Annotated in this window: 14 protein-coding genes and 1 pseudogene; 8 read left to right on the forward strand and 7 right to left on the reverse strand. The window is 54.2% G+C overall.

Features of this window, described 5'->3' with window-relative positions; genetic code table 11:
- Positions 1-17 precede the first annotated feature (17 nt).
- The 3 genes from phoP (at position 18) to ACLBVC_RS00695 (ending at position 3,446) form a co-directional block, all read left to right on the forward strand.
- On the forward strand, positions 18-692 hold the full coding sequence (phoP, locus tag ACLBVC_RS00685) for a two-component system response regulator PhoP (protein WP_095921366.1): 675 nt from the start codon (positions 18-20) through the stop codon (positions 690-692).
- A 30-nt stretch (positions 693-722) separates the two neighbouring features.
- The gene (gene phoQ / locus ACLBVC_RS00690) at positions 723-2,177 is read left to right on the forward strand and encodes a two-component system sensor histidine kinase PhoQ (protein WP_410147514.1); all 1,455 of its coding nucleotides are present in this window, start codon (positions 723-725) and stop codon (positions 2,175-2,177) included.
- A 147-nt stretch (positions 2,178-2,324) separates the two neighbouring features.
- Positions 2,325-3,446, forward strand: coding sequence for a ribosomal protein uL16 3-hydroxylase (locus ACLBVC_RS00695; RefSeq protein ID WP_410147515.1), 1,122 nt, complete (start codon positions 2,325-2,327; stop codon positions 3,444-3,446).
- A 94-nt stretch (positions 3,447-3,540) separates the two neighbouring features.
- Here ACLBVC_RS00695 and pepT read toward each other — a convergent pair whose 3' ends face one another.
- The 6 genes from pepT to lolC all read right to left on the reverse strand — a co-directional run bounded on the left by pepT (position 3,541) and on the right by lolC (position 9,037).
- Positions 3,541-4,776, reverse strand: a complete 1,236-nt coding sequence (pepT, locus tag ACLBVC_RS00700) for a peptidase T (protein WP_410147516.1) — start codon at positions 4,774-4,776, stop codon at positions 3,541-3,543.
- A gap of 114 nt (positions 4,777-4,890) precedes the next feature.
- Positions 4,891-5,022 (reverse strand): hypothetical protein, encoded by a 132-nt coding sequence (locus ACLBVC_RS00705; protein ID WP_410147517.1) that lies wholly within the window; start codon positions 5,020-5,022, stop codon positions 4,891-4,893.
- Positions 5,006-5,836 carry a Sir2 family NAD+-dependent deacetylase gene (cobB, locus tag ACLBVC_RS00710; RefSeq protein WP_410147519.1) on the reverse strand — a complete coding sequence of 277 codons (831 nt, stop codon included), beginning with the start codon at positions 5,834-5,836 and terminating at the stop codon, positions 5,006-5,008. Before cobB ends, ACLBVC_RS00705 begins: the two co-directional genes overlap by 17 nt.
- A gap of 51 nt (positions 5,837-5,887) precedes the next feature.
- Entirely contained in the window at positions 5,888-7,138 is a 1,251-nt protein-coding gene (gene lolE / locus ACLBVC_RS00715) for a lipoprotein-releasing ABC transporter permease subunit LolE (protein WP_410147521.1), read from the reverse strand.
- On the reverse strand, positions 7,138-7,842 hold the full coding sequence (gene lolD / locus ACLBVC_RS00720; RefSeq protein ID WP_410147523.1) for a lipoprotein-releasing ABC transporter ATP-binding protein LolD: 705 nt from the start codon (positions 7,840-7,842) through the stop codon (positions 7,138-7,140). The genes lolE and lolD overlap by 1 nt, the downstream gene beginning before the upstream one ends.
- Positions 7,835-9,037, reverse strand: a complete 1,203-nt coding sequence (lolC, locus tag ACLBVC_RS00725) for a lipoprotein-releasing ABC transporter permease subunit LolC (protein WP_410147525.1) — start codon at positions 9,035-9,037, stop codon at positions 7,835-7,837. The genes lolD and lolC overlap by 8 nt, the downstream gene beginning before the upstream one ends.
- A gap of 239 nt (positions 9,038-9,276) precedes the next feature.
- On the opposite strand from lolC, the gene mfd reads away from it, so the two are divergent.
- From mfd to ACLBVC_RS00745, 4 genes are all read left to right on the forward strand, one after another.
- Positions 9,277-12,720, forward strand: a complete 3,444-nt coding sequence (gene mfd, locus ACLBVC_RS00730) for a transcription-repair coupling factor (protein WP_410147526.1) — start codon at positions 9,277-9,279, stop codon at positions 12,718-12,720.
- Between the two features lie 289 nt (positions 12,721-13,009).
- Positions 13,010-14,260, forward strand: coding sequence for a DUF2169 family type VI secretion system accessory protein (locus ACLBVC_RS00735; RefSeq protein ID WP_410147527.1), 1,251 nt, complete (start codon positions 13,010-13,012; stop codon positions 14,258-14,260).
- Entirely contained in the window at positions 14,253-18,584 is a 4,332-nt protein-coding gene (locus ACLBVC_RS00740; RefSeq protein ID WP_410147528.1) for a PAAR-like domain-containing protein, read from the forward strand. Before ACLBVC_RS00735 ends, ACLBVC_RS00740 begins: the two co-directional genes overlap by 8 nt.
- A gap of 11 nt (positions 18,585-18,595) precedes the next feature.
- Positions 18,596-18,985 carry an Imm50 family immunity protein gene (locus tag ACLBVC_RS00745; RefSeq protein WP_410147529.1) on the forward strand — a complete coding sequence of 130 codons (390 nt, stop codon included), beginning with the start codon at positions 18,596-18,598 and terminating at the stop codon, positions 18,983-18,985.
- A 62-nt stretch (positions 18,986-19,047) separates the two neighbouring features.
- Here ACLBVC_RS00745 and ACLBVC_RS00750 read toward each other — a convergent pair whose 3' ends face one another.
- A complete protein-coding gene (locus ACLBVC_RS00750) occupies positions 19,048-19,335 on the reverse strand; it encodes a SymE family type I addiction module toxin (RefSeq protein WP_410147530.1) in 288 nt (95 codons plus the stop codon).
- 94 nt (positions 19,336-19,429) lie between these two features.
- Here ACLBVC_RS00750 and ACLBVC_RS00755 point away from each other — a divergent pair.
- Positions 19,430-20,428, forward strand: a pseudogene (locus ACLBVC_RS00755) (RHS repeat domain-containing protein); the annotation flags it as partial.
- Between the last annotated feature and the right edge of the window lie 98 nt (positions 20,429-20,526).

The following is a 20,526-nucleotide window of genomic DNA, read 5'->3' on the forward strand; positions in this document are numbered from 1 at the left end:
GAGAACAAGGAATCACCATGCGAATTTTAGTCATTGAAGATAACGCACTGCTACGCCACCACCTCTCGGTACAGCTGCGGGAAATGGGTCATCAGGTTGATGCGGCGGAAGACGCCAAAGAGGCGGATTATTTCCTGCACGAACATGCGCCTGATATCGCGATTGTCGATCTCGGTCTGCCGGGCGAAGACGGCCTGAGCCTGATCCGCCGCTGGCGCAGTCATCAGACCAATCTGCCGATTCTGGTGCTGACCGCCCGTGAAAGCTGGCAGGACAAAGTCGCGGTGCTGGAAGCTGGTGCCGACGATTACGTCACCAAACCTTTCCACCTCGAAGAAGTGCTGGCCCGTATGCAGGCGCTGATGCGTCGTAACAGCGGTCTGGCCTCGCAGGTCATCACTCTTCAGCCGTTCCAGATTGACCTCTCGCGCCGCGAACTGACCGTCAACGAGCAGCCGATCAAACTGACCGCTTTCGAATACACCATTATTGAAACCCTGATCCGCAACGCCGGTAAAGTCGTCAGCAAAGATTCCCTGATGCTTCAGCTTTACCCTGACGCCGAGCTCCGCGAAAGCCACACGGTCGACGTGCTGATGGGACGCCTGCGCAAAAAGCTGCAAGCCGAACATCCGGTTGATGTTATTACCACCGTGCGCGGTCAGGGTTATCGTTTCGATATCCGCCCGTAATTGACTGTTTTTGTTTCAAAAGGACGCGCCATGAAAGGACGTACCAAGAACCCTTTTTCTCTTCGCGTCCGCTTTATGATGGCGACCGCTGCGGTCGTGCTCGCACTGTCACTGGCTTACGGGCTGGTGGCGGTGGTGGGTTACATGGTTAGTTTCGACAAAACCGCTTACCGCCTCCTGCGCGGTGAAAGTAATTTATTCTTCAGTCTGGCGCAGTGGCGTGACAACAAGCTGACCATCAACGTACCGCCCGATCTGGATCTTAATTCCCCGACGCTGGTGTTTATTTACGACGGCGAAGGCAATCTGCTGTGGGCAGAACGCCGGATCCCCGAACTCGAAGCGCATATTGATAAAGCCTGGATGAATAAACCGGGCTTTTACGAACTGGATACCGACACGCAAATCAGCAGCGAAGTGCTGGGCAATAACCCGAAAGCACAGGACAAGCTGAAAAGTTACGACGACACCGATGCCAACGCGATGACCCACTCCATCGCGGTCAACACGTACAACGCCACATCGCGTTTACCGGCGCTCAATATCGTGGTGGTCGATACAATCCCGCAGGAATTACAGCGCTCGGATCTGGTCTGGGAATGGTTCAGCTATGTGCTGCTGGCGAATCTGTTACTGGTTGTTCCGCTACTGTGGCTGGCGGCTTACTGGAGCCTGCGGCCAATTAAACAGCTGATTCATCAGGTCGCCGAGCTGGAGACCCATGAACGTGAATCGCTCGATGAAAATCCTCCGCGCGAACTGCGCGGGCTGGTGCGAAACCTCAATATTTTGTTGCACGGCGAGCGCGGACGATATGACCGTTACCGCACCACGCTGGCGGATTTAACGCACAGCCTGAAAACGCCGCTGGCGGTGTTGCAGTCCACGCTGCGCGCGCTGCGAAATGGCAAACAGATGACCATCGAAGAAGCTGAGCCGGTCATGCTGGAACAAATCAGCCGCATCTCTCAGCAAATTGGCTATTACCTGCACCGCGCCACGCTACGCTCGGAACAGCATTTACTGATCCGCGAAGTACATTCCGTTCCCGCCATTCTTGACGGGTTATGTTCTGCGCTCAACAAAGTGTATCAGCGCAAAGGTGTGGTGATTACGGTCGATATCTCGCCGGAAATTACCTTTGTCGGCGAGAAAAATGACTTCATGGAAGTCATGGGCAACGTCATCGATAACGCCTGTAAATACTGCCTCGAGTTCGTAGAAATCAGCGCCGTTCATACCGAAAACGAACTGGTCATATTGATTGAAGACGACGGCCCCGGCATTCCGGAAAGTAAACGTGAAGTGATATTCCAGCGCGGTCAGCGCGCCGATACGCTGCGTCCGGGACAAGGTCTTGGCCTGTCGCTGGCGAATGACATTATCGAGCAATACGACGGTAAAATTGTTATCGGCGACAGCCCGCTCGGCGGTGCCAGTATGCAGGTTCATTTTGGATTGCAGCACGGCATCGAACTGGAGTAAGCGCCCGCAAATCAGAATGCTGCTGCATTCGCCCGCAAGTTTCGCCGCTTTCTTGCGCTTAACGTTAAATTTGCGGGTAAATGCCCAATGCAGCAGCAACACCTTCCGTTATAATCCTTAACAGTTCCCTCCCCTCATGGATATATTATGGATTATCAACTCGACCTCGACTGGAACGATTTCCTTCAGCGCTATTGGCAAAAACGCCCTGTCGTCTTAAAACGCGGCTTCAAGAATTTCGTCGATCCTATTTCTCCCGATGAGCTGGCGGGTCTGGCGATGGAAAACGAAGTGGACAGCCGTCTGGTCAGTCATCAGGACGGACGCTGGAATGTGAGTCACGGGCCTTTCGAAAGCTACGATCATCTGGGCGAAAATGGCTGGTCGGTGCTGGTTCAGGCGGTTGATCACTGGCATGAGCCGTCATCTCATCTGATGACGCCGTTTCGCCATATTCCTGACTGGCGGATGGATGATCTGATGATTTCCTTCTCGGTTCCGGGCGGCGGCGTGGGCCCGCATCTGGATCAGTACGACGTCTTTATCATTCAGGGTACGGGCCGTCGCCGCTGGCGAGTCGGCGAGAAAGTCGCCATGAAACAACATTGTCCGCACCCGGATCTGCTTCAGGTTGAACCGTTTGAAGCCATTATCGATGAAGAACTCGAACCGGGCGATATCGTTTATATTCCACCGGGCTTCCCGCACGATGGCTATTCGCTGGAAAATTCCCTCAACTATTCTGTTGGATTCCGCGCGCCAAATGCCCGTGAAATGGTCAGCGGTTTCGCCGACTTCGTACTTTCCCGCGAACTGGGCAGCCACCGTTACAGCGATCCGGATCTGGTTGAGCGCGAACATCCCGCGGAAGTTCAGCCTGCTGAACTGGATAAACTACGCGCTATGATGCTGGATCTGATTGGCAACCCGACGCACTTCAACAGCTGGTTTGGTGAGTTTATTTCCCAGTCGCGCCACGAACTGGATCTGGCTCCGCCGGAACCGCCTTATCAGGCCGGTGAAATTTACGAGTTGCTCGAATCAGGGGAAACGCTGGAACGTCTGGGCGGGCTGCGCGTGTTGCGCGTCGGCGACGTTTGTTACGTCAACGGTGAAGCGTTGACCACAGAACATATTGGTGCGGTAGACGCGATTGCCCGCCACAAAACCGTGACCAAAGAAATGCTGGGCGATGCGCTGGATGATCCGTCATTCCTCGCGCTGCTTTCCGCGCTGGTAAACAGCGGTTACTGGTACTTTAACGACTAACCGCCACGACCTGTCCATAAACAAAAGGGGCGATGTCACCAGACATCGCCCCTTTTGTTGCCGCCAGTTTTACCCGATTTTTATTTGCGGGATCTTAGTGTTTCAGCGCTTCTTTCGCCGTTAACTCGGCGATACGCATGATCACGGATACCGCTTTTTCCATGCCTTCCAGCGTCACAAACTCATGTTTACCATGGAAGTTATAGCCACCGGTGAAAATGTTCGGGCACGGTAAGCCACGGAAAGATAATTGCGCGCCGTCGGTCCCGCCGCGTATCGGCTTCATGATCGGCTCAATATCACAATCTTCCATCGCCTGCTGCGCCAGCGCAATAATGTGCGGATGCTGGGCCACTTTCTCGCGCATATTGTAATAGTGATCGTCCAGCGTCACTTCGATATAACAATCACGGTGCAGACCTTTGCCCACGACGTGCGCAATATCGATAATTTTCTGTTTGCGGGCTTCGAACTGCGTTTTGTCGAAATCACGGATGATATAGTGCATTTCCGCGCGTTCAACGTTGCCCTTGATGGTGGTCAGATGATAGAAACCTTCGTAGCCATCAGTATGTTCAGGCGTTTCTTCCACCGGCAGTTCATTGTGGAAACGCGTCGCCAGCGACAGCGCATTGACCATCACACCTTTCGCGCTGCCAGGGTGAACGTTGTTGCCGACAATCTTGATGGTCGCCGAGGCGGCATTAAAGTTCTCAAACTCCAGCTCACCCACGCCACCGCCGTCCACGGTATACGCCCATTCCGCGCCAAAGGCCGGAATATCGAAACTCTGCGCGCCCTTGCCAATTTCTTCATCCGGCGTAAAGGCAATACGTACCGGACCGTGCGCGATATTGCTGTTTTTCAGCCGCACCATCGCGGTGATAATTTCGGCAATGCCAGATTTATCGTCAGACCCCAACAGCGTTTTGCCGTCGGTGGTAATGATCGTATGGCCAAGCAACTGGTGCAGAACCGGGAACATCACCGGAGATAAAATCTCATCGCCATTTCCCAGCGCAATATCGCCGCCACGGTAATTTTCAACAATCTGCGGATTAACGTGTTTTGCGGTGAAATCGGGGGCAGTATCCAGATGAGAGATGAAACCAATGACCGGCACTTTCCAGGCCACATTGCCCGGTAGCGTCGCCATCACACAGCCTTTATCGCTGAGCGTAACGTGTGAAAATCCCAGTTCAGTCAGTTCATTACGCAGTACCTGCGCCAGCTTCAGCTGACCGTCGGTGCTCGGCGTATGTTTAACATTAGGCTTAGATTGGGTATCGAAAGAAACATAATTCAAAAAACGATCAAGCAACTTATCCATATAGGTATCCTCTGGCGGCTGGGTTTTATTATGCGCAGCATGAAAACCGTGAATATTGCGTCAGGTCATTTTTCACCAAGTTTAACGGGATAACTCTTCGGGGCGGGCGCAATTTTAGCGATAAAGATGAATAACGCTTAAGTTACCGGCGTTGCAACTGGCGATGAACTCCCGATGAATACGGGAAACAGGCATCGCCAGTTCGGCTGCAACGTCAGGTCTGGCGGGTTTATTGCCAGGCTTCATCTTTTTTGGTCAGGAATTTATGCACAAATTCGGGCACCACTTCACTTGCCAGCCCGTAATGCTTCATGTCGAATTCGCTTTCAACCTGGCTCGGTTCCAGATTCAGCTCAACGGCACAGGCACCGCCAATCCGCGCTTCATGTACAAATCCGGCAGCCGGATAAACATGCCCGGACGTGCCGATAGCCACAAAGAAATCAGCTTTTGCCAGCGCATCATAAATTTCGTCCATACCCAGCGGCATTTCGCCAAACCAGACTATGTGCGGACGCAGCGGCGCAGGAAACTGGCAGCAATGGCAACGGTCATCAACGGTTAAATCGCCCGGCCAGTCCAGAATCTGGCCTGACTGCGAACAACGCACTTTCAGCAATTCACCGTGCATGTGGATCACGCGGGAACTGCCTGCGCGCTCATGCAGATTGTCGATATTCTGTGTCACCAGCAGGAAGTTATCACCGAGCGCTTCTTCCAGCGTCGCCAGCGCATAGTGCGCGGCGTTCGGTTTGAGATCTTCCGACTGCAACTGGCGGCGGCGTTCATTATAAAAACGCTGCACCAACTCCGGATCACGGCGATACCCTTCCGGCGTCGCCACGTCTTCCACGCGGTGTTCTTCCCACAAACCATCGGCGGCGCGGAAAGTGCGGATCCCCGATTCAGCGGAAATCCCGGCACCGGTCAGCACCACCACAAACGGCTTTTTCAATGAAGCCGCCGCCATTGAGTCACGGTGGAAAATATTCGACCGGAAACGCTGATGCCGGATACGTTTGTTTTTGCGAAACCGACACAGACGATGACGTGTGCGCATGAAGTGCTCCTTACTCTCTGTGTCTGAAAGATTGTGTTGCGTAAACCATGGTTACTGGCCGCCGCTGAGTACGCGGGCGGGATCAATACGGCTGGCGCGCCGTGCCGGATACCAACTCGCCAGCAAACTCAGCACCAGCGCGGTTAACAGCACGCCTCCGACGTCCAGCCAGTGAACTTCAGAAGGCAGGAAGTCGATGAAATAAATATCCCCGGACAGGAACTGATGGCCGGTAAGTTTCTGTAAACCGTTAACGATATTGGTGAGCTGGAAAGAGGCAATCACACCAATCACCACGCCCGCGACGCTGCCGACCAGCCCCGCCAGTAAACCGTACCAGATGAAGACAGCGCGGATAAGCCCATCTTTCGCGCCCAGTGTGCGCAAAATCGCAATATCGCTGCTTTTATCTTTTACCGCCATCACCAGCGTCGACACGATGTTGAAACAGGCCACGCCGATCACCAGCACCATCGCCATGTACATAATGGCACGGACCATCTGGATATCGCGGTACATGTAGCCGTAAGTGCCAATCCAGCTACTGATGTAGACGTAAGCGTGGGTGACTTCACCGGCATCGTGCACCAGTTTTTGCGCGGCAAAGACGTCATTCACTTTGATATCAATGCCCGTGACGCTGGTGCCCATGTCCTGATATTGCTGCGCATCGGCCAGCGGCACCATGCCGAGGCTGTGATCAAGCTGACCGCTGAGTTGTAAAATCCCGGAGACCTGCAAACGGATGCGTTTTGGCTGCAACAGTTTCATTTCAGGGTCACTGTTAGGGATCATCACGGTCACCCAGTCACCCTGTTTCACCCCTACCGCATCCGCCACGCCTTTGCCGAGAATCAGCTGTTGCTGCCCGGCTTTAAAGTTTTGCCAGGCGTTATTCTGCACAAATTTCGGCGCGGCGCTAACACGCGGTTCGCTCTGCAGATCCACGCCTTTCAGCTGGATTGCACGCAGTTTGGCTCCGTGTTCAATCAGTCCGTTGAACTGAATGTACGGCGCAGCCGCCACAATACCCGGCACTTTTTCGACACGGTCGAGCACGCCCTGCCAGTCGTTAAACGGCTGATTCACCGGACGGATTTCACCGTGCGGCACGACGGCCAGCACACGCTCTTTCAGTTCGCGCTCGAAGCCGTTCATCGCACTCAGCCCGACGATCAGTACCGCCACGCCCAGCGCGATCCCTAACGTTGAGATCACTGAAATCAGTGAAACCATACCGCTGCGGCGACGGCCGCGGCTGAACCGAAGGCCAATAAGTAAAGAAAATGGAATGCCCGACATTACTTCGCTCCCAGCAACATCGAATCCTGCTGCAGCTTGCCGTCACGCATTTCCAGCTGACGTGTCAGACGGTTCGCCAGATGCAAATCATGCGTCACCACCAGAAATGCCGTGCCCTGACGCACATTCAGCTCGCCTAACAGTTCAAAAATACTGTCGGCATTGCGCTGATCCAGGTTACCGGTCGGTTCATCCGCCAGCACCAGAGAAGGATTATTGACCAGCGCGCGGGCAATCGCCACACGCTGACGTTCGCCTCCGGAAAGCTCAGATGGACGGTGATTGCTGCGATGTTGTAAACCCACGGCTTCCAGCATCGCCATCGCGCGTTCCTGCACTTCAGCAGATTTCTTTTTGCTGATCAGCAGCGGCATCGCCACGTTTTCCAGCGCGGTGAAGTCCGGCAGCAAATGGTGGAACTGATAAATGAAGCCCAGTTCGCGGTTACGCAGTTCTGATTTCGCCGAAGAAGACATCGCGTTCAGCGACTTGCCTTTAAAAATGACTTCGCCAGACGTCGGAGAATCCAGCCCTCCCAGCAAATGCAGCAACGTACTTTTTCCCGAACCGGACGTCCCGACAATCGCCATCATCTCGCCCGGCTGCATCGCGAAACTCACGTCGCGCAATACATCGGTGTGCATTTTGCCTTCCTGATAAGTCTTACAGAGGTTGTCACACTGCAATAATAATGAATTACTCATAACGTAAAGCCTCTGCGGGGTGGGTGGCAGCAGCGCGCCAGGAAGGGTAAAGCGTTGACAATAAAGCGATAGCCATCGCAACAATCGCGATGACGACCACCTGAACCGGTTCAATGTCGACCGGTAGCGAACCGCCATCCAGCATCAGACCGAGGGCAGGCATAATCGAGTTGAGCTGTGTGGCGAGCAGCACGCCGAGCAAGGCACCGAGCAGTGCGCCAATCACACCGGCACTCGCGCCCTGCACCATAAACAGCGCCATAATCTGGCGGCGGCTTAAGCCCTGCGTTTGCAGAATTGCCACTTCCGCCTGTTTCTCCATCACCAGCAAACCCAGCGACGTAATGATGTTAAACGCGGCAACGGCAACGATCAGGCTGAGCAGCAAGCCCATCATATTTTTCTCCATGCGCACGGCCTGGAACAGCTCGCCGCGGCGCTCGCGCCAGTCTTTCCAGCTGGCACCGTCCGGCAGTTTTTGCTGGCTCAGGGTATCAACGTCCAGCGGTTTATCGAGGAATAAACGCCAGCCCGTAACGTTACCTTTCGGATATAACATCAGGCGCGACGCGTCCTGAATGTTCACCAGCATCTGGTAACCATCGACTTCGCTATTGGCGGAGAAAGTTCCGATGACGGTAAACAGGCGCTGACTTGGCACACGCCCGACCGGCGTGAACTGGCTGACGCTGGTCACCATCAGACGCAGCTGATCGCCACGACGGACTTTAAGCTGTTGCGCTAACTGGTCACCGAGAATGATGTTGTATTTGCCCGGTTGCAGTTCCTGCTGGGCGACGCCAATCAGGTATTTCGCCAGTGGATCTTTCTGGTCAGGATCGACACCCAGCATGACGCCCACCGCCACGTTGCCGGGGCTTTGCAGCACCACGTCACCGGTGGTCATCGGCACGGCGCGGTTCACGCTTTTCAGCGCGGAAACCTGATCGTGGGTGATTTTCTGCGGGTCGAGTGAACCGTTCGGTGCCGTGATAAGCGCCTGAGGCATCAGGCCCAAAATGTTACCTTCCAGATCCTTCTCAAAACCGTTCATCACTGACAAGACGGTCACCAATGCCATCACCCCAAGAGTGATGCCAATGGTAGATAACCAGGAGACAAACCGCCCAAAGCGGTCCGAAGCACGCCCGCGCATGTAGCGCAGGCCTATAAATAACGCGACAGGTTGATACATGACTTCCGTTTTAAGTGCTTGGCCGCAAATAAGTGCATGGCGCAGACTAAAGTGATCAAGGATAATAAAGGCTAGCATCGCTTTATGGAACCACTAACCCAAAGTAATCGGTTTAAGTTTGTGACGCCGTTGACCCTTTTATACAGACAACGGGTTGACCCCGATTACCCCTGCAAAGCAAGATACGGTCTGCTAATTGGCCTCCGACAGCCGCCAAAAACGAGAACGCAAAACAGCCTATGTCTCAAGATTATCGTTATTCGCTGCCTGAACGCCCGGGCGATACCCGCCAGTTAGGGCAGCTTACCGGCTCCGCCTGCGCGCTTGAATGCGCCCAAATCAGTGAACGCCACGCGGGTCCGATCCTGCTGATTGCGCCGGATATGCAAAATGCCCTGCGCCTGCGCGATGAAATTCAACAATTTACCGATCATAAAGTCCTGAGTATTTCGGACTGGGAAACGCTGCCTTACGACAGTTTTTCACCGCATCAGGAAATCATTTCGTCGCGTCTTTCCAGTTTGTATCAGCTTCCGACGATGGAACACGGCATTATCATTCTGCCGGTGAATACGCTGATGCAGCGCGTTTGTCCGCATGAGTTCCTGCACGGCCATGCGCTGGTGATGAAAAAAGGCCAGCAGCTTTCACGTGACAAACTGCGATCACAGCTGGAACAGGCGGGTTACCGCAGCGTCGATCAGGTGATGGAACACGGTGAGTTTGCAACCCGTGGTGCCCTGCTTGATTTGTACCCGATGGGGAGTGAAGAGCCGTACCGCATCGATTTCTTTGACGATGAAATCGACAGCCTGCGCATTTTCGACGTGGACACCCAGCGCACGCTGACCGAAGTCGACCACATTAATCTGCTGCCCGCACACGAATTCCCGACCGACAAAAACGCCATCGAATTGTTCCGCAGCCAGTGGCGCGAGAAGTTTGAAGTGCGCCGCGACGCTGAGCACGTTTACCAGCAGGTCAGCAAAGGCACCTTCCCCGCCGGTATCGAATACTGGCAGCCGCTGTTTTTCAGCCAGCCGCTGACCACACTGTTCAGCTATTTGCCGGAAAACACGCTGGTGCTCAATACCGGCGATCTGGAGGCCGCAGCCGAGCGTTTCTGGCAGGATGCCTGCCAGCGTTATGAAAGCCGCCGCGTGGATCCGATGCGTCCGTTGCTGGAACCGGAAAATCTCTGGCTGCGCGTCGATGCGCTGCACGCCGAACTGAAAGCCTGGCCGCGCGTTCAGCTGCGTACGGATTCACTGCCGAAGAAAGCGGCCAACACCAATCTGAGCTACGAGAAACTGCCGGATTTATCCGTTCAGCCGCAAAACAAAGCGCCGATGGATAACCTGCGCCGGTTCAATGAATCTTTCGCGGGCAGTCTGGTGTTCTCGGTGGAAAGCGAAGGCCGCCGCGAAACGCTGCAAGATTTACTGGCGCGCATCAAACTGATGCCGGCCCTGATTACCCGCATTGAAGAAGCCGAAACGGCCGGTCGCTACATCATGATTGGTGCGTGTGAACGGGGTTTTCTTGATGCGGATAAACAGCTGGCGCTGATTTGTGAAAGTGATTTGCTCGGTGAGCGTGTGGCACGTCGTCGTCAGGACACCCGCCGCTCAATTAACACTGATACTCTGATCCGCAACCTTGCAGAACTGCGCCCCGGTCAGCCGGTGGTCCACGTTGAGCACGGCGTGGGGCGTTATCTTGGCCTGACCACGCTGGAAACCGGTGGCATTACCGCCGAATACCTGATCCTGACTTACGCCGGTGAAGACAAACTTTACGTGCCGGTGTCGTCCCTGCATTTGATCAGCCGTTACGCCGGTGGCGCGGATGAAAGTGCACCGCTGCATAAACTGGGCGGTGAAGCCTGGTCGAAAGCCCGCCAGAAAGCCGCCGAGAAAGTGCGCGACGTGGCTGCCGAATTGCTGGATATTTACGCCCAGCGTGAAGCCAAAACCGGTTTTGCCTTCAAACATGATAAAGAGCAGTACCAGTTGTTCTGTCAGGCATTCCCGTTTGAAACCACGCCGGATCAGGCGCAGGCCATCAACGCCGTTCTCACAGACATGACGCAGCCTCTCGCAATGGATCGTCTGGTGTGCGGCGACGTGGGCTTTGGTAAAACCGAAGTGGCGATGCGTGCGGCGTTTCTCGCGGTCTCCAACAACAAACAGGTCGCGGTTCTGGTGCCGACCACGCTGCTGGCGCAGCAGCATTTCGATAACTTCCGCGACCGTTTTGCCAGCTGGCCGGTGCGCATTGAAATGATGTCCCGTTTTCGCAGCGCCAAAGAGCAAAACGCGGTGCTGGAAGATGCGGTCGAAGGCAAAGTCGATATCATCATCGGGACGCATAAATTGCTGCAAAGCGATTTGCGCTGGAAAGACCTCGGTCTGCTGATTGTCGACGAAGAACACCGCTTCGGCGTGCGTCATAAAGAGCGTATCAAGGCGATGCGCGCGGACGTCGATATTCTCACCCTCACCGCCACGCCAATTCCGCGCACGCTAAATATGGCGATGAGCGGCATGCGCGATTTGTCGATTATTGCCACGCCACCGGCGCGCCGTATGGCGGTAAAAACGTTCGTGCGTGAGTACGACAGCCTGGTGGTTCGCGAGGCCATTCTGCGTGAAATCCTGCGCGGCGGGCAGATTTACTACTTATTCAACGATGTCGAAAATATTGAGAAAGCCACGCAGCGTCTGGCAGAACTGGTACCGGAAGCGCGTATTGCCATCGGCCATGGACAGATGCGTGAACGCGACCTCGAACGCGTGATGAATGATTTCCACCATCAGCGTTTTAACGTGCTGGTGTGTACCACCATTATCGAAACGGGCATCGATATTCCGACGGCGAACACCATCATTATTGAGCGCGCGGATCACTTCGGGCTGGCGCAGTTGCATCAGCTCCGTGGCCGCGTCGGGCGTTCGCATCATCAGGCGTATGCCTATCTGCTGACGCCGCCGCCAAAAGCGATGTCAACGGATGCGCACAAACGTCTGGAAGCCATCGCGTCGCTCGAAGATCTGGGTGCCGGTTTTGCGCTGGCAACGCACGACCTTGAAATCCGCGGGGCCGGTGAACTGCTCGGCGAAGGCCAGAGCGGCCAGATGACCAGCATCGGTTTCTCGCTCTATATGGAACTGTTGGAAAACGCCGTCGAAGCGTTGAAAGAAGGCCGCGAGCCGTCGCTGGAAGATCTGACCACCAGCCAGACCGAAGTTGAAATGCGCATGCCTGCGCTGTTGCCGGAAGATTTCATTCCTGACGTCAACACGCGTCTGTCGCTGTACAAGCGTATCGCCAGTGCCAAAACCGAAGGCGAGCTGGATGAGCTGCGCGTCGAGCTGATTGACCGGTTCGGCACGCTGCCGGACGGTGCGCGTAATCTGTTGCAGATTGCCGTGCTGCGCCTGAATGCAAAAACGCTGGGCATCAAACGTATTGAAGGTAACGAGCGTGGCGGATTCATTGAATTTGGCGATAAAAACCGCGTAGACCCTGGCTTCCTGATTGGCCTGCTGCAAAAACAGCCGCAGGTTTACCGCCTTGATGGCCCGACCAAACTGAAGTTTATGCTCGCTCTCACTGACCGGCCAAAACGCCTGAAGTTTGTCGGCGACATGCTAGGGGAGTTCGCAGAGCATCTGATCTGACGGTTTGATTTACAACGTTTCCTGAATGGAGATTGATAGCTCATTAAATTAATAATGAATATCAATCTCCATTTTTTATTTTAATAATCTCCATTACATTCACAAAGCAAATAAAACCTAACCCTTCTATAGCATCTGCACTCTATAAACGCCTCTGACTTAATAATTAACACCCAATTATTTTATTTAGCTTAGTGAAATCCATTAAATTCACTTAGTATCCGCTTTGGTAAATGTGAGTTTATTAACACCTTATTTTAAATATGGCGAACATAAGGATGCCTGAAAAATGGAATTCCGAAATCTGACGCCCTTTGCGGCGATGCAGTTCATGATGCGCGATCGGGAAGATAATGATAATTATGTGGTGATAATGAAAGTAGGTTACCGGCTGGAACCTGACGCCAGCGGAGGGTTCCGCGTTCGGGTCAGGGATGATGATGCGCCAGTGCTCAGCGTTCAGGATGAATATCTGGGTGAAATGAATATGTCTTCGGTTATACAGGAAAGTGATCTGGCTCCTTTTAAACCTTACTGCGATATCATTATTTCCGGAAGCGCCTGTGCCGATAAAGGCTCTCCGGTATTAAAGCAGACTGTCAGCGTAAAAATTAATAACGCATCTGGTCACTCTATTTTAGAAAAGAAATTAACCGTTAATGGAAAACGGAATTTCTTAAAAAATAAAATCACAAAACAATGGTCACTGAAAGAACCTGAACCGTTTATCCGCCAGCCTGTTATTTGGGAAGCGGCATTTGGCGGTGAGTGCAGAATAAATGAATCAGATGACGGCGCTGATTCTATCCCCAAAGCCTATCGTCTGACCGATATTCAGAAAGCCTGCAATCCCGATTCAGAAAATTTACCGCTTGCGCACAGCGTTTGCGAGAACAACCCGCTGGGTAAAGGATTTATCACGCCCTGGTACGCTCGCGCCACACAAGCGGACAGGTATCCGGCTCCGCAAATTACCGATCCGCGTTATCCGTTTACGGCTGAGGATTTTGAATCGCTGATCGCCGGTCGCGCTGACTCAAAGGCGAAACAGTTTCAGCCAGCCGGACTCGGTTTTACCGGGCGCGCCTGGCTGCCACGACGTCAAAAAGCAGGCACTTATGACGAGGCATGGCTGAAGACCCGGCATCCCGGTTTGCCTGCAGATTTTGATTATCACTACTGGAATGCGGCTCCCGCAGACCAGCAAATCCCCTTTCCAAAGCTTCCGCTCTCCGTGACGTTGCAAGGTTTCTCCCCGGAGGGCGCGATGCGTTTTTCACTTCCTGCTCATGAAGCGTTCGTGCTGTTGCGGATGGACGACGGCATGGTCATTCCCCGCGAGATGAACCTCGATACGCTGCATATTGCTGCCGACAGCCTTGACGTCACCCTGTGCTGGCGTTTTTTGCTTCCCGTCACTGTCCCCGTACGGGTCATCGAAGCCCGCTACGAAACAGGACCAGACAAGCTGCTGGAAAAATTATTTGGTTTTTCTCTGCCTGAAACACCAATAAACAAGGAGGTTCCCGCTCATGGCTGAGAACTATATGGCGCGTAAGGATGGCCTGTGGACGGTGGTTTGCCTGTTGCCCGACGTATGTAAAACGCCGATGGGTCCCGCCACGCCGCCGGTGCCTTATCAGGTTACGGCGAGCCTCGGTAATGCGGTGCAGGAAGTCAAAAAGGTGAAAGTGAATGGCTGCCCGGTGGTCGTTCTTAATCAGAGTTTTATCCCGACTACGCTGGGTGATGAGCCGGGCGTGGCGAAAGGCGTACAAAGCGGCACGGTCGGCGCGAAATGTGAACCGATGGAGCACAGCAAAACGGTACGGGTCAGTGGGAAACCCATATTGCGTCACGGCGACAAGTTCTGGATGAACGAAAAAAATACCACCGGGGTGATTATCGGGCAGCCGCCGGAGATGAATATTTCCCTGACGGAAATCAGTTCATCTGTCTTCCCTGAAACCGATGAAGAAAATGAATCCAACGGAAAAAATGATGGGAAGCTGCCTGATAGCGCATGGTACGGCGCTTTTCTGGCGACCGGTGCATTACGAAACGGTAGCCCGGGATCTTATGAGGTTATTGCCGCATCAGCGGGCCCCGATGCGTTGCGCGGGTTTCGTATTGCGATGGAGAACCAGTATGTTTTCCTGGCTGCCGCCATTGTTGTTGGCGGTGCTATCAGCGAAAAGCAGAAGAAACGGCAGGGATCAGGGGCAATAGTCCCTAAAGAAAATTCAATGCCTTCCGCCAACGCCTATCCTCCCAAACCTGCTAATTTGGGCGGCGGCGGAAAAGTTAAATTCCGCACCGAAGGCAACGGCAAAGCGTCCACCAGCAAACACGGCGAGCCGACGGTTTCCGACAATAAAGAAGGCAACTTCGGCGGCACCTGCAGCGTTAAAGGGGAACCCGTTGACGTCGCGACCGGCGATTTTCTGCAAAGCCTGCAAGTCATCGACCTGCCCGGTACGCTGCCGCTGACACTCACCCGAACCTACCGTTCCCGGTCTCAGGCTTCGGGGGTTTTCGGTGATAAGTGGGCCGATAACTGGTCGCATTCTTTGCTGATTGATGACAAGGAAATCCATTTCACCACAGAGGAAGGTTCCACCCTGAGCTACTATTCCGCCGCCGATAAAGACAACGTGGACGGGATTAATCTTCATCAGGCACACCTTCATCTGCACGGCAACCGCCGCGGCACGCTGTTTATATTCAATCACCACACCCAGCAAACGCTGTGCTTTGACGCACAACCTGGCCCGCACCGCCGCCTTTCCTCCCTGCACGACCGTGCCGGTAACCATATTGACTTTGTTTATCAAAACGACCGTCTGGCCGCGCTGACGCACAGCGACGGCTACCGCGTGGAGCTGCAATGGCAAGACGATCAGCTGATGACGATTGCGCGTGTCGATGCACAGCAACGCCAGTGGTTAGCGGAATGCCGTTACGACGACGGCGGCAGAGTCGCTGAGTGCAAAACCTTCCAGTTCACCCATCTGTATCACGAGTATGACGCCAGCGGCTTTATGACCCGCTGGAAGGACACGGATAAAACGGATGTAAGCATTCGCTATGATGCCAAAGGTCGCGTGACGGGCACGCAGGCAGCAGGCTATTACTATCACGACCGTTTTGCCTACGACGACGTCAACCGCGTAACCACTTTTCTCGATGGCGAAGGCGGCCGGACGCTGTGCGAATACAACGTTTTCGGGCTGGTGACGAAGGAAACAGATCCGCTGGGGCGCATCACGCTGACGCGCTGGGATCGCGGCAACAAAGTGTCACACACCGATCCTCTTGGGCGGGAAACCCGCTACCGCTATAACCCGCACGGGCAGATAATCCGCGTACAACGGGCCGGCGGCGATGTGACCTGCTATCAGTACGACGAGTACGGGCAGGTCATCAAACTGACGCAACCCGACGGCGGCGAATGGCTGTTTACCCGCAACGGCCAGGGAAAAATGCTCAGTCAGACCGATCCGCAGGGACGGGTTCAGCGGTTTGAATACAGCCAGCAGGGGCTGCTGACCGCTGATATCCGCCCGGATGGCGCTGAGCATCGCTACGTCTGGAATGCGTATTACCAGCTGAGCCAGGCGATTGCGCCGGATGCAGGTGTGACGCACTTCATGCAGGACTGCTTTGGTCGCCTGCAAAGCGTGACCGATCCGCTGGGGCAGATAACCCGCTATGTTCAGAGTGAACAGCACGCCGGGCCACAAGGCAGTGTAACGGCTGTCCATCTGCCCGACGGCGTCACACAAAAGATGCGCTATGACAGTGAAAAACGCCCTGCGACCCTGACCGACGGCGAGGGGAAGACCACCTGTTATACCTACGGTGCATTCGACCTGCTGCAGATGCAAACACGGCCTGATGGTCAGAAACTCCATTTTGGTTACGATTCGCTGACCCGGCTGAATCAGGTCACCCATGCCCGTGGCGAAACCTATCACTACGCGAGGGATGCCGCCGGGCAGGTGATCAGTGAAACTGACTTTACCGGCCGCGTGACACATTACGCCTACGACGACGCCGGAAGGCGGATTCTGGCGCGGCATGCGGACCATCGCCAGGTGCGCTGGCACTGGTCGGTTCGCGATGAATTGCTGCGTGAGGATGTCTGGCGGGAAGATGCAACGCAGTGCACGCTGCTCGCGACCACGGCCTGTCAATACGATGCTCAGGGAAGGATGACGCGGGCGCAAAACGACGACGCGCTGGTGGAATTTGAGTACGACGCCAGCGGGCATCTTGTGTGCGAACGTATCAATGGCCGCGAAGTGGTTCACGGTTGGGATGAAGTTGCACGCCGGGCGGTGTCACGCAAAAACGGTGCGCAGTCGTTGTCGTTTGACTACGACATCAGCGGCAGGCTGGAACAGATGCGGGCAGATGATTTTAACCCACTGGGGATGGAATACGACAGGCTCGGGCGTGAAACCCAGCGGCACAACGCCGCCGGATTTGCTCAGGCACAAGGTTTTTCACCAACGGGGAGGCTGCTGGAACAAACCGCCGGGCGTGAGTCTGCAGTGAACCGCCGCTGGGCGTACGACGGCGCGTACAACGTGCGACGCATCGACGACGCCCGCTGGGGAGCGTCTCATTATCACTACAACAGCAACGACCAGATAATCCACGCCGAACAAACCGGTACTCAACCGATGCTGGAGCTGTTCAGTTACGACGAGAACCTGAACATTACCGGCGCCGGATCGCGTACCGGAAACAACGACGGTATCCCTGAACGAATAAATCAGGTACAGCACGCCGGGCGGGTGGTACGGCGGGGAAATTGTGAATACCGCTACGATACCGCCGGACAGTTGGAGGAAAAACGCACTGAAATACCCGGTTTTCGCCCGCAGGTGTGGCGCTACCGGTGGAATGCTCAAAACCGGATGCGCGGACTCATCACTCCCGATGGCGAACGCTGGCAGTACGCCTACGATGCCTTTGGCCGCCGGATCAGTAAACGCCGTGAAGGTGGCAATGGCAACAAACCCGCGGGTTACGACTATTTATGGAGCGGCGACCAGCTTATCGAAGAAACGCCGGTTTACGCCGACGGCACCCCAGCGTATGAAGAAAGCATTCACTGGCTGTATGCACCGGGGGCATTAACGCCTCTCGCGCGCAGCGAAAAAGGCCGGCTGCATTATGTCGTCAGCGACCATCTGGGCACGCCACGCGAACTGTTGACCGAAAAAGGCGATGTCGCCTGGGCAAACCGGTTAAGTGCGTGGGGTAAAGAAACCCGCTACCGTCTGGCCGCCAATGATGACCACCCGACCTGCAACCTGCGGTTTGCCGGACAATACGACGACGAAGAATCCGGGTTGCATTACAACCGGCACCGTTACTATGATAGTGACACGGGGCAATACCTGAGTCCGGACCCGATAGGGTTAGCGGGTGGAATAAGGCCGTACTCATACGTTAAGAATCCGCTGAGGTGGATCGATCCGTTAGGGCTGGTTTGTTGTCCTCCAGAATATCCATCAAGAAATGCGGCGTTTAGAGCCGCAAAAAGAGATGCTGGGATACCTATGGGGCAACGGCCAACCACTGTTAATAAAGTTCCGCTAACTGACAAGAATGGCCATCAATTAATGGATGCAAACCATAATCCGATCTCCACAAGGGAATATCATTACACTCGTCCTGACGGTTCAAAAACTGTTATACAAGAACATTCGGCGGGACATAGTTATGGCCCACCAGGAACACCGGGCAATCAGGGTCCACACTTTAACCCGAGAGAATACGACCCTATATCAGGTGCAGGCTCAAGAAATGACAGCTTACCTGGATTACCTGAACATTATCCTTTCCCATGAGGGGAATAAATATGTGGTTTGATCACGCACAAGGAAAAGAGAAAATTAACTTCATGTTTGATAATGAGTTGCATCTCAATGATGTAGAGTTTCACTCATTCACATATCATGACATCTCAAAGTTATCACTCCGCTTTAACACAAAAATGATACCTGACATATTCCCAAGAAAATGGACAGTAAATCAGTTTAATAGCATATCAATATCATTGATTTTTACTGAAGTACAAATAATCAAAGTTAATTTAAATAACATCAACTTCATTTGCACTCCAAATATAGAGATGATTAATAATAGCATTCAATTATCAATCGAGGCTGAGGAAAATAGCTTTATGTGCTTAGCTAACTTTATGTTTATAGATGAAATAATGCCCCACTTAGATCATCGTAGCAAATAATATCTAAGATACATCCGGGAGGATATTATTCCTTCCCGGATTTTTATATTCATCCAAACCCACTAAGCAACCAACTCCTTCATCACCTTAGCCGCCTGTTTAAACTGATAAAGCTCAGCCCTTAGCGCCTGCTCTTCGTTGCTGTCGGCAATAATCATCAGGCACCCCTCTGATGTTTTCACCGTCACCCCCGTCCCGGTCTCAAATCCCGCTTCCGCCAGCCAGTCGCCCTTCAGGGTCAGGCTCGGGTGGCGCGAGTAATAACGTGTTCTGAAAGTCTGCGGATCGGCATGCCTCGCGGATATATAGCCGACACGGTAACGGCGCGCCGGGCCATACGAACGCAACAAAAGTTTGACCCGTCAGTGGCTGTACGACAACGCCTACAACCTGACGATGATAGCCGACTCCCTGCGTGGCACCGCGGTTCACACCCTGACCGCTAACGACCAGATAAGCCATTCCACCTGGACCGGCAGCAGCACCGTACCAATGTGCGAGGAGCGTTTTCACTACGACAAAAACCTCAACCTCACCCATCGCCAGACGTGGGTGAACGCGGTGCTGGACAGCGAAACGCATCAGCAGCATGGCCGGGTGGCTAGCCTTGAGCACAAGGCCTGGCGGCACACTTCCGACCGCATCAATCCCGACACCGGCATGCCTGAAGCAGGGAAATTTGTCCGGGTGGTGAACGTCCATGGCATCACATGGAAGTACGATGCTAACGGTCGGCTTGTCGAAAAGTGGGTCGATAAAGGCGGTTATCGCCCGCTGCAGTGGCGCTACCGCTGGGATGCAAAAAGTCAGCTGACGGGTCTTGAAACGCCTGACGGCGAACGCTGGGCATACAAATACGACCCGTTTGGCAGACACATCAGCAAACGCTGCAGCAACCGCGATAAGCTGGGCATGGATTTTCACTGGCATGGCGACCAGCTTATCGAAGAAACGCCGGTCTGCGCCGACGGCACCCCAGCGTATGAAGAAAGCATTCACTGGCTGTATGCACCGGGGGCATTAACGCCCCTCGCGCGCAGCGAAAAAGGCCGGCTGCATTATGTCGTCAGCGACCATCTGGGCACGCCACGCGAACTGTTGACCGAAAAAGGCGATGTCACCTGGGCAAACCGGTTAAGTGCGTGGGGTAAAGAAACCCGCTACCGTCTGGCCGCCAATGATGACCACCCGACCTGCAACCTGCGGTTTGCCGGACAATACGCCGACGAAGAATCCGGGTTGCATTACAACCGGCACCGTTACTATGATAGTGACACGGGGCAATACCTGAGTCCGGACCCGATAGGGTTAGCGGGCGGGTTGAACCCTTACGGGTATGTGCATAACCCGCTGAGTTGGGTTGATCCGTTGGGGTTGGCTTGTTGTCCGCCTAAAGATGCAAGAAATCAAGTAAGGAAAGGCCAGGGACCAAAAGAAGTTACAAGAATTGATGCACCAGAGGAAAGCGTTCCTGGTTCACAATGGCATGCACATGGTGAAAATGGCGGAGCAATTAATCAAAATGGTTCTATTCATGATGC

The sequence above is a fragment of the Rahnella selenatireducens genome, from assembly GCF_046449555.1.
Taxonomy (GTDB): domain Bacteria; phylum Pseudomonadota; class Gammaproteobacteria; order Enterobacterales; family Enterobacteriaceae; genus Rahnella; species Rahnella selenatireducens.